The 7396-nt window shown below is 64.2% G+C and carries 9 protein-coding genes; 1 reads left to right on the forward strand and 8 read right to left on the reverse strand.

Going from position 1 to position 7396, the window contains the following annotated elements:
• The 8 genes from AC1DKD_RS37060 to AC1DKD_RS37095 all read right to left on the reverse strand — a co-directional run.
• The coding region (locus AC1DKD_RS37060) for an acyl-CoA dehydrogenase N-terminal domain-containing protein (RefSeq protein WP_428180294.1) at positions 1 to 110 on the reverse strand (110 nt) is incomplete at its 3' end.
• A gap of 106 nt (positions 111 to 216) precedes the next feature.
• Entirely contained in the window at positions 217 to 1152 is a 936-nt protein-coding gene (locus tag AC1DKD_RS37065) for an electron transfer flavoprotein subunit alpha/FixB family protein (RefSeq protein WP_035858830.1), read from the reverse strand.
• Between the two features lie 19 nt (positions 1153 to 1171).
• Positions 1172 to 1921 carry an electron transfer flavoprotein subunit beta/FixA family protein gene (locus AC1DKD_RS37070; RefSeq protein ID WP_045238007.1) on the reverse strand — a complete coding sequence of 250 codons (750 nt, stop codon included), beginning with the start codon at positions 1919 to 1921 and terminating at the stop codon, positions 1172 to 1174.
• A 203-nt stretch (positions 1922 to 2124) separates the two neighbouring features.
• Positions 2125 to 2922 (reverse strand): MetQ/NlpA family ABC transporter substrate-binding protein, encoded by a 798-nt coding sequence (locus tag AC1DKD_RS37075; protein ID WP_477144414.1) that lies wholly within the window; start codon positions 2920 to 2922, stop codon positions 2125 to 2127.
• Between the two features lie 60 nt (positions 2923 to 2982).
• Positions 2983 to 3636, reverse strand: coding sequence for a methionine ABC transporter permease (locus tag AC1DKD_RS37080; protein ID WP_477144415.1), 654 nt, complete (start codon positions 3634 to 3636; stop codon positions 2983 to 2985).
• Positions 3626 to 4660 carry a methionine ABC transporter ATP-binding protein gene (locus tag AC1DKD_RS37085; protein WP_045238004.1) on the reverse strand — a complete coding sequence of 345 codons (1035 nt, stop codon included), beginning with the start codon at positions 4658 to 4660 and terminating at the stop codon, positions 3626 to 3628. Before AC1DKD_RS37085 ends, AC1DKD_RS37080 begins: the two co-directional genes overlap by 11 nt.
• Before the next feature lie 161 nt (positions 4661 to 4821).
• A complete protein-coding gene (locus AC1DKD_RS37090) occupies positions 4822 to 5625 on the reverse strand; it encodes an enoyl-CoA hydratase (protein WP_441631130.1) in 804 nt (267 codons plus the stop codon).
• Positions 5626 to 5636: 11 nt separating this feature from the next.
• Entirely contained in the window at positions 5637 to 6560 is a 924-nt protein-coding gene (locus AC1DKD_RS37095) for a histone deacetylase family protein (protein ID WP_441631132.1), read from the reverse strand.
• 118 nt (positions 6561 to 6678) lie between these two features.
• Between AC1DKD_RS37095 and AC1DKD_RS37100 the strand changes: the two genes are divergently transcribed.
• On the forward strand, positions 6679 to 7396 hold a 718-nt coding region (locus AC1DKD_RS37100), incomplete at its 3' end, for a lytic murein transglycosylase (protein WP_477144416.1).

Raw genomic sequence — 7396 nt, forward strand, 5'->3', positions numbered from 1 at the left:
GCCGTCTCGGGCGTGGCGTCCTCGAAGCCGGGCAGCTGGCTGACAGCGTCAAGGCCGGCCAGTTCGTTCATCACGAACAGCATGTCCTTGAGCGGGGCACGGTAGGTCATCGATGTCTCCGGATATGTATAAAAAAGCCGTTCTCGGGCAGGCCCGGAACGGCTAGTACTTCCTGATCGAACCCGGCGTGTCGAACGCCGCGCCGGGCTGCGGGGATCAGCCCAGCGCTGCCACCAGTTCGGGCACCACGGTGTTCAGATCGCCCACCAGGCCGTAGTCGGCCACCGAGAAGATCGGTGCTTCGGCGTCCTTGTTGATCGCCACGATCACCTTGGAGTCCTTCATGCCGGCCAGATGCTGGATCGCGCCGGAGATACCGATGGCGATATACAACTGCGGCGCGACGATCTTGCCGGTCTGGCCGACCTGATAATCGTTGGGCACGAAGCCGGCGTCCACGGCAGCGCGGGAAGCGCCCATCGCGGCGTTCAGCTTGTCGGCCAGCGGCGTCAGCACCTTGGTGTAATTCTCGCCGGAACCCACGCCACGGCCACCGGACACGATGATCTTGGCGGCGGTCAGTTCGGGGCGGTCGCTCTTGGTGACTTCGCGCGAAACGAATTGCGAGATGCCAACATCGGCCACGGCCGGCAGGTTCTCCACGGCGGCCGAACCACCTTCGGCGGCGGCGGCGTCAAAGCCGGTGCCGCGCACGGTGATGACCTTGACCTTGTCCGCCGATTGGACGGTCGAGATCGCGTTGCCGGCGTAGATCGGACGCTCGAAGGTATCCGGGCTGTCGACCTTGGTGATGTCCGACAGCTGGGCCACGTCCAGCCTTGCGGCCACGCGCGGCAGGATGTTCTTGCCGTACGGGGTGGCGGGCGCCAGGATGTGGCTGTAGTCGTTGGCGATGGCCAGCGCTTGCTCGGCCACGTTTTCGGCCAGGCCGTCGCCGAAATACGGGGCGTCGGCCAGCAGCACCTTGGACACGCCGGCGATCTTCGCAGCGGCGGCGGCGGCGGCAGCGGCGTTGGCGCCAGCCACCAGCACGTGGACGTCGCCGCCGCACTGGGCGGCTGCGGTCACGGTGTTCAGCGTGGCGGCCTTGATGGATTGGTTGTCGTGTTCAGCAATGACGAGTGCAGTCATGTTTTATCTCCTGGCGCGCTCAGATGACCTTGGCTTCGTTCTTCAGCTTTTGCACCAGCGTCGCAACGTCCGGCACCATCACACCCGCGCTGCGCTTGGGCGGCTCGACGACCTTGAGGGTCTTCAGACGCGGCGCCACGTCCACGCCGAGATCTTCCGGCTTGACGATGTCGAGCTGTTTCTTCTTCGCCTTCATGATGTTGGGCAGCGTCACGTAGCGTGGCTCGTTCAGGCGCAGGTCGGTGGTCACCACCGCCGGCAGCTTGATCGACAGGGTCTCCAGACCGCCGTCCACTTCACGCGTCACCGACGCCTTGCCATCAGCCACCACCACCTTCGAGGCGAAGGTAGCTTGCGGCAGGCCTGCCAGCGCAGCCAGCATCTGGCCGGTCTGGTTGGAGTCGTCGTCGATGGCCTGCTTGCCCAGGATCACCAGTTGCGGCTGCTCCTTGTCTACCAGGGCCTTGAGCAGCTTGGCCACGGCCAGCGGCTGCAGGTCTTCGTTCGATTCGACCAGGATGCCGCGGTCGGCGCCGATGGCCATCGCGGTACGCAGGGTTTCCTGGCACTGGGCCACGCCGCAGGACACGGCGATCACCTCGGTGACCACCCCGGCTTCCCGCAGACGCACCGCTTCTTCCACGGCGATTTCGTCAAACGGGTTCATGCTCATCTTGACGTTGGCCAGATCCACGCCCGTACCGTCCGACTTCACCCGGACCTTGACGTTGTAATCCACCACGCGCTTGACTGCGACGAGTACTTTCATGCGCTCACTCCACTGATAGTCGATAGTCAGAAATTTGGTTCGCTCGCCATTATAACCACCGGCTGGGTGGCACTCTTGTTTTTCGAACGGTCGTACTATTTTATCGGTAAAGAATTGCCGGGCATAGCCCGGCAATGTGAAAACTTGCCCGCATTGTGCCGCAGGATGCCCTGCGTTACACGATTTTCGAGGCTTTTTTCAACTTACCACGCGGTAATCACCGAATCCTTGAAGGTGCTATGGACGTACTGCTTGATCTCCGGCGAGTGGTAGGCCTTGACCAGCTTGGCCACCCASGGCTTGTYCYTGTCSGCYKCGCGGATGGCGATCAGGTTGGCATAGGGGCCCTTGGGGCCTTCCATGGCAATGGCATCCTTGGTGGGCGACAGGCCGGCCGACTCGGCGTAATTGCCGTTGATGGCGGCGGCGTCGAGGTCATCCAGCGAGCGCGGCAGCTGGGCGGCATCCAGCTCGACGATCTTGATCTTCTTCGGGTTGGCGACGATGTCCAGCGGCGTGGCCTTCAGGCCGGCATCGGCGCGCAGCTTGATCAGACCCTTGCTTTGCAGCAGCAGCAGGCCGCGGCCACCATTGGTGGGATCGTTCGGTACGCCCACGCGCGCGCCTTCCTTGATCTGGTCGAGTGACTTGATCTTCTTGGAGTACACGCCCATCGGGAAAGTCACGGTGAAGGCGATGTGGGTGAACTTGTAGCCACGGTCCTTGATCTGCGCTTCCAGGTAAGGCAGGTGCTGGTAGCTGTTGGCATCCAGGTCGCCCGAAGCCAGCGCCGCATTGGGCTGGATGTAGTCACTGAACTCCACCACCTGGATATTCAGGCCGTCCTTGGCCGCGACCTTCTTCACCTGCTCCATGATCTGGGCGTGCGGGCCGCCGGTGACGCCGATCTTGATCGGCTTTTCCTGCGCCACGGCGCCAGTGGCCAGGCTGGCGCCCAGGGCGGCGCCGACAATCCATTGCAGCAAGTTACGACGTTGCATGTTGACTTCCTTTTTCTCGATTTCTCTAAGTCTTGGTATGTAGCCGGGTGGAACGCCGGATTACTTGTGGCTGATGCGGCGCACCAGCCAGTCGCCGAAGCTTTGCACCGCTTGCACGAAAACAATCAGGATCACCACCACCGCCACCATCACCTCGGTGATGTAGCGCTGGTAGCCGTAGCGGATGCCGAGGTCGCCCAGGCCCCCGCCGCCGATGGCCCCGGCCATGGCCGAATAGCCCACCAGGCTGACGAAGGTGATCGTCAGGCCAGCCACGATGCCGGGCATGGCTTCGGGCAGCAGCACCTTCATCACGATCTGGCCGGTGGTCGCGCCCATCGACTGGGCGGSCTCGACCAGGCCCTTGTCCACCTCGCGCAGCGCGCTTTCCACCAGGCGCGCGATAAACGGTATCGCGGCGATCGTCAGCGGCACCACGGCCGCAGTGGTGCCGATCGACGAACCGACGATGAAGCGCGTGAACGGGATCACCACCACCAGCAGGATGATGAAGGGAATCGAACGCACGGCATTGACCACCACGCCGATGGTGCGGTTGAACAGCGGATGCGACAACACGCCGCCGCGGTTGGTCAGGTGCAGCAGCACGCCCAGCGGCACGCCGAACAACGCGCCGACCACGCCCGAGATCGCCACCATCAGCAACGTCTCGTTGAAGGAGGTCAGGAACAGGTCAAACATTTCAGACCACATGCTCGAACTCCTCCACCACTACGCCTTCCTGTTGCAGGTATTCCATCGCCGCCTTCACATCGGCCAGCTCGCCGGTGGCCATGATGGCCAGCGAACCGAAGGCCTGGCCCTGGATCTCGTCGATATGCCCGTGCAGGATATTGAAGTCCAGCCCGTAGCGGCGGATCGCCTGGGCCAGCACTGGCTGGTCCACGCCTTCGCCCGTGAACGCCAGGCGGTAGACGTGGTCGCGCCCGTTGCCGAGCCGGCTTTCCACGCGCTTGAGCACGCTGGGCGGCAATTCCTGAGCGATCACGTCGCCGATCATGGCGCGCGTGACCTCATGTTGCGGACGCAGGAACACGTCGATCACGCGGCCGGTTTCCACCACCTCCCCGGCCTCGAGCACGGCCACGCGGTCGCAGACCTGTTTGATCACTTCCATCTGGTGCGTGATCATGACAATGGTCAGGCCGAGCTCGCGATTGATCTGCTTGAGCAGCTCCAGAATGGCGCGGGTGGTTTCCGGGTCGAGGGCGGAGGTGGCCTCGTCCGACAGCAGCACCTTGGGCTTGCTCGCCAGCGCGCGGGCAATCCCCACGCGCTGCTTCTGCCCACCGCTGATCTGGGCGGGGTAGCGGTCCTTGAGCGCCGTCAGGCCAACCAGTTCCAGCAGCGGCAGCACCGTGTCGGAGATCTCGCTCCGCGACTTGCCTGCCAGCTCCAGCGGCAGCGCCACGTTGTCAAAGACGGTACGCGACGACAGCAGGTTGAAATGCTGGAAGATCATGCCGATGTCGCGGCGCGCCTTGCGCAGCGCGCCGCTGTCGAGCGCGGTCAGCTCCTGTCCGGCCACGATCACGCGGCCGCCACTGGGGCGATTGAGCAGGTTGATGGCGCGCACCAGCGTGCTCTTGCCAGCGCCGCTACGACCGATGATGCCGAAGACCTCACCCGCCGCAATGGACAGGTTGACGTCCCGCAGCGCATGCACTTCCCCCGACCCTCCGGGAAAGCGTTGCGAAAGACCTTGCAGTTCGATCATGTGAAAAGAAAACGGCAACAGGCGAGAACGTCTCTCTAGCGCTGTTGCCGCATTTTATTTTTTGGGCGAAGCTCGCATTTTAAGCGATCCGCTTCATACCAGAAACGACTTTTTACCGATGTCTTTATATGCTCAAGGCATAAAGACCACAAAAAAGCCGTTTATGCGCCACGCCAGGACGGCGGACGCTTGTCGATAAAGGCCTGGACGCCCTCCAGCGCCGCCGGATCCATCATGTTGCACGCCATGGTCTGCCCCGCCAGTTGGTAGGCCGCCTCGATTCCCATCTCCAGTTGGCGGTAGAACAAGCCCTTGCCGGCGGCCACCGCGGCGGCCGGCTTGGCGCAGATGCTGGCGGCCAGGCGGGCAACCTCGGCGTCGAGGGCGTCGGCGGGCACCACGCGGTTGACCAGCCCGCGGTCCCGGGCCTCCATGGCATCGATCATGTCTCCGGTCAGCAGCATCTCCATCGCATGCTTGCGCGACAGGTTGCGCGACAGGGCCACGCCCGGCGTCGCGCAGAACAAGCCGAGATTGACGCCGGACACCGCGAAGCGCGCGACATCGGCCGCCACCGCCAGATCACACATGGCCACCAACTGGCAGCCGGCAGCCGTGGCGATCCCCTGCACGCGCGCGATCACCGGCTGCGGCATCTTCTGCATCGCCATCATCATGCGGGTGCAGCGATCGAACAGGCGGCGATAGTAGTCGTGCGAAGGGGCAGCCCGCATCTCCCGCAGGTCGTGGCCGGCGCAAAATGCCCGGCCGGCGGCGGCCAGCACCACCACCCGGACCGAGGCGTCGGCGCCAGCGCGGGCAAATGCATCAAACAGCGCATCCAGCAGGTCTTCGGACAAGGCGTTGAACGCCTCGGGGCGGTTCATCGTCAGGCGCAGCACGCCCGGTGCGTCCAGGCTTTCGCTCACCAGCGGCGTTGCAGTGCGGTTGTCGGTTTCAGCCATCCAGGGGCCTCCTATCGTTCGAGCAGCACCTTGAGGTGCGCACACACGCTGCGGCTGAGCGCGCTCAGGTTATAGCCGCCCTCCAGGCAACTGACGATGCGGCCTTGCGCATGCGCGCGGGCGACATCGACCAGCTGGGTCGTGATCCAGGCGTAGTCCTGCTCGACCAGCCCCATCTGGCCCATGTCATCCTCGCGATGGGCGTCGAAGCCCGCCGAGATAAACAGCATCTGCGGCTTGAACTCGTTCAGGCGCGGCAGCCAGATCGTCTCCACCACCTCCCGCACTGCCATACCGCTGGTATAGGCCGGCAGCGGGATGTTGGACATATTGGTGGCAATGTGCTCGGTACCGCTATAGGGATAGAACGGATGCTGGAAGAAACTGCACATCAGCACCCGCTCCTCGCCGCGGAAGGCGGCCTCGGTGCCGTTGCCGTGGTGCACGTCGAAATCGACGATCGCCACGCGTTCGAGGCCATGCACGGCAAGCGCGTGGCGCGCCGCGATCGCCACGTTGTTGTAGAAGCAGAAACCCATGGCCCGGTCCGGCTCCGCATGGTGGCCAGGCGGGCGCACGCAGCAGAAAGCGCTCTCGAACTCGCCGGCCATCACCGCATCGGTGGCGGCCACCGCCGCGCCCGCCGCATGGGTGGCGGCAGCCATCGTATGCGAGTTCATCAGGGTATCGGGATCGATGGGGTGATAGCCGCTGGCGGGACTCGCGGCGGCCAGCGAGGCCATGTACTCCGGGCGATGCACACGCCCGATCTGCTCGGCGCTCGCGGCGGGCGCCTCGCGCCGGTCGAGCAGGCCGTCCATGCCATGCGAGATCAGATGGTCTTCGATGGCCTGCAGGCGTTCCGGGCATTCCGGATGGAATGGCCCCATCTCATGCAGCAGGAACTCGGGATGCGTGTAATAGCCTGTGGGCATGTCTTATTGCTTTATTCGTGGTCTCCATTCGTTACGTTAGCACATGCCGCGCCAGCCACCCAGCGGGGTGCCGCACAGACACCATCCGCTATACTCGTGGCCACTTGCAAAGGACACCATGAACGACACCCAGCGCTCCCTGCGCCGCCCGCTTTTGGGCGCCGCACTTTCCGCTGCCGCATTGAGCTTGTGCGGCGTCTCCCCCGCCCTGCTAGCCGCCGGCAAGCGCCGCGTGAGCATGCGCGAAGAAGAGATCGAGCCGGGTCGCTACCGTGACAACCCCAAGAGCCGCGCCTTTATCGACGAGATGGTGGCACGCCACGGCTTCGCACGCCCGGCCCTGGAAACCTGGTTCGGCCAAGCCGTGTATTCGTCCACGGTAGTGCGCCTGATCATGCCGCCCGCCACGCCGGGGCGCAAAAGCTGGCGCGCCTACCGTTCCCGTTTCATCGAGCCGATCCGCATCAACGCGGGTGTGCGCTTCTGGCAGCAGAACCGAGACACGCTGCGCCGCGCCGAGGCAGAGTTCGGCGTGCCGGCTTCGGTGATCGTCGGCATCATCGGCGTCGAGACCATCTATGGCCGCGACATGGGCACCTTCCGCGTGATCGATTCGCTCTCCACGCTGGCGTTCGACTATCCCGACGTACCTAACCGCGAAGCGCGCACGACGCTGTTCCGCAACCAGCTGGCCGATTACCTGCTGTGGTGCCGGGACACCAATACCGATGTGTTCTCGGTGTTGGGCTCCTTCGCCGGTGCCATTGGCATTCCGCAGTTCATGCCGACCAGCTTGCGCGAGTACGCCATCGACTACGACGGCAACGGCCATATCG

The sequence above is a fragment of the Cupriavidus sp. 05T313 genome (genome assembly GCF_056396665.1).